A 3,363-nucleotide genomic window follows, 5' to 3' on the forward strand; every position below is an offset into this window, starting at 1 on the left:
ACCGGCATGATGAAAATGAAAGAGACCGAAATCAGCACGACTTCAATAATCACTGTATTCAGTAGTTTCCTAGTAGACTTCTTCATAGCCGCACCTCATTGGTAGTGAACTCGCCTTTCTGCAACGGCAAAGTAGATGATAGTAACAACTACCATAATCATGAACATTATTACGCTCTGAGCCGAGGCAGGCCCCTTCTTCTGAAAAGTGAAAGCGTCCAGATAAAGTCTGTATATCATGTTCGTAGTATATCCGGCCGGGCCTCCTTTGGTCATGACGTCCACAATTGCGAATGAAGAAAACATTGTGCTCACAATATTCATGATTACCAAGTAGAAGGTAATTGGAGAAACCAATGGAAATATGATTCTCCACGTTTTTTTCATTACTCCCGCTCCATCAAGTGTAGCCGCTTCGAGAAGATCGGTGGAAACATTCTGAATGCTTGCGATATAGAAAATCATGTTGAACGGGAGTATCTTCCAGACTGTTGCAAAGATCAGGGCGTAAAGGGCGTAGGGCTTTGAGGTAAGCCACTCGACCTGAATTCCAAACAGCTTCATAAACACATAGTTGACATGTCCCACAACGGGATTCAGCAGGAACGTCCACAACGTACCGGCAATTGCCGGAGAAATCGCGTACGGCGCGAAAAGAAAGGTTCTGTAAAGCTTTGTTCCAGGAACATTCTTGGTAAGAAGCATGGCGATTACAAAACCCAGAAAGACCGAAAGAGTAACCGAGAGTCCAACGTATAACCCCGTGAATTTGACGGCATCAATATACTGCTGATTATTGAAGAGATTGACGAAGTTCTGAAAACCAACATAAGTCGTCTTGTTGCCAAAAGTGGATACCCTTAATAGACTCATTCTGAAGGAGTCGTATGCAGGGTAGTAAATAAACAAGACAATCACCAGGAACGTCGGGACGAGAAGAAGGTACGGCATCCACTTCCGCATTCAGCACCTCCGCAAACGGATAATTGAAAGGAGCGGGTTTAAAGCAACCCGCTCCACCAAAAAAAGCTTAGTTTGCAGCGTTGTAGTCTTTGATAGCCTGAGTAGATCCATCTTCCGCATACTTCAATGCTTCGGCGGGAGTCATCTCTCCTGAAATCATCCTTTCGATTGCCGTTTCGACAACGGTCCTTATTTCGGGGAATGCTCCGGTGATCGCTCCATTTGTGTTGTAGTTCTGGACGGAAAGAAGAAGTTGCATCAAGGCTGTCAAATGATCTGGATACTCTCTGTAATAACCGCTCGCAACAAGTTTCTCAACAGAATCCTTTCTAACCGGGAAGTAGCCAGTAGCTTCATGCCATTCAATCTGCTGCTCAGGACCAGCCATGAATTTGACAAACTCCCAGGCAGCCTTCGTCTCATCTTCCGGATGCCCGCCAATGATCCAGAGGCTTCCGCCGCCTATTACAGTACCTCCGGCTCTGGCTCCCTCCGGCCTTGGGAGAAAGACTGTTCCCAGCTCAAAATTGTTTTCTGCGGCTGATTCCATCATAAGAGCAACATCCGAAGTAGACGTCATAATCATTCCAACCTTCTGCGAGATGAAGAGATTCCTTGCACCTGTCCAATCCTCAACTTTTGTGTTTATCATGGTCTTTTCCTGCGCCATAGTGTTCCACCATTCGAATATTGCGAGACCTTCAGGCGTGTTGAAAACAGCTTTCGTGGGCCTGCCGGTTCTACCGTTGTTCTGATCTATAAATGGCGCATCTTGAGCAGCCATGAGCTGTTCAACAAACCAAGAGTGAAGTGGAAGTGTGAAGCCCGCCTGAACGATATTTCCAGACTCATCCTTGATGGTGAGTTTTCTGCAGGCCTCTATGAATTCACTGAAGGTCGTTGGAGGGCTGTTTGGATCGAGACCGGCTTTTTCAAACATCGTCTTGTTGTAGAAGACGATCGCGTTGGACGAGTTGAAAGGCATGGAATAAAGCTTACCGTTCACCCTGTAATAGTTCAGTACCTGAGGCATGAACTTTCCTATGTCGAAACTTGGATCTGCTTCCATTAGGTCTTCGATGGGAACCGCCACCTCGCCGTCGATCATCATCTGCGTGCCTATCTCGAACACCTGCACCACATGCGGCGCAGTTCCCGCCTGAACCCCGGCGATCATCTTGTTTAGAGTGTCTCTGTAGCTTCCAGTGTACTGCACTTCAACCTTGATGTCAGGGTGTAATTCCATAAATGCGTCTGCCTGAGACTGCAGAAAATCAATTCTCCAGCCACCCATAGCATGCCAGAACTGGATTGTTGTTGCGGACAGTACGAGTGAGAAGATCAACACGATCGAAAGAAGAAGAAGCTTTCTCAAAAGAACCACCTCCATGATTGGGATAGGATCTTAAGCCAAAGCAACTGCTCAGACAGACAAAGAGAAAACCGCCTCCAAAAAGGTCAGGCGGTTTTCTCTTTGTCAGTACCACCATGTTTTCATTGTACTACAAAGCTTACAAAAAACAAAACATAGAATTACGCTTCTAGACTATCTGGTTTTTTCGCGGTAGTCTAGGAGTAGCCTGTCGATCTCACCGACCTTTTCGCTTTCAGCCTTCCAGAAATCCTGAGACATCGTGCTGTTGAGTTCTTCAACAGTTCTCCCCTGTTGTTCAACCCAGGTATAGTACTTCAAATTGTGCCATCTCATTCGGTTATCCATGGTCCCTTCGAATATCCAGTCCGTCTTTGCTCCAAGAGCAAACGATTCGAATCTGTGCTTTGCTTCATCTCTTGTGAGGTTACCGTAAGTCTTTGTCATATTTGCCATCACAGAGTGATAACGATCCATGTTGTCTGTTGCAATGGTCACGATGTTGTCCTTGCCGGTCATTTTGTAGTGCTTAGCCATCTTTATCGCCCCGACGACATTAGCAACTCCCGAAATACCGAATATATCTGCCATTGTCTCCACGTCTTCTTCCTTAAGAAACTCCTTTAAGAATCTCTTGCCCTCGTCGTTGGTCATCACCTGTAGTAGTTTCTTGCATTCTATGTCGTCAAGCGCAACAACGGCATCGTTGTTCATCACATTGTGAATCCAGGTCACATGTTTGTCTCCGATTCCCTGAATGTCGTGTCCACCATAGCCATTGAGCGAAAGAGTCGGACACTGCACAGGTTCTCCTGCCACAATCTTCACTTCAGGATATGCTTCCTTCAGCCTGTCGCCGCAAGCGATAGTTCCTGCCGAGCCGACCGTTGCAACGACAGCGGAGACCCTGCCGTTACCGAGCCTGAGTTCGTCCATCATCTCCAGAATCGTGTTTCCTGTCACATAATAATGAAATCTGTAATTTCCTAGCTCGTCAAACTGATTGAGAACACGCACTTTTTCTGGATC

General features: G+C 46.4%; 4 protein-coding genes. All 4 read right to left on the reverse strand.

All coding sequences use genetic code 11. The features are described from left to right. A partial coding sequence (locus ENN47_09125) for a carbohydrate ABC transporter permease (protein ID HDP78325.1) occupies positions 1-86 on the reverse strand: 86 nt, incomplete at its 3' end. Positions 87-95: 9 nt separating this feature from the next. Continuing rightward, the gene (locus tag ENN47_09130; GenBank protein HDP78326.1) at positions 96-962 is read right to left on the reverse strand and encodes a sugar ABC transporter permease; all 867 of its coding nucleotides are present in this window, start codon (positions 960-962) and stop codon (positions 96-98) included. A gap of 67 nt (positions 963-1,029) precedes the next feature. Continuing rightward, positions 1,030-2,337, reverse strand: coding sequence for an ABC transporter substrate-binding protein (locus tag ENN47_09135; GenBank protein HDP78327.1), 1,308 nt, complete (start codon positions 2,335-2,337; stop codon positions 1,030-1,032). Positions 2,338-2,508: 171 nt separating this feature from the next. Next, positions 2,509-3,363 (reverse strand): pyridoxal-phosphate dependent enzyme (locus ENN47_09140; GenBank protein ID HDP78328.1); only part of this gene is annotated, 855 nt, incomplete at its 5' end.

It is taken from the genome of Mesotoga infera (assembly GCA_011045915.1).
GTDB lineage: Bacteria > Thermotogota > Thermotogae > Petrotogales > Kosmotogaceae > Mesotoga > Mesotoga infera_D.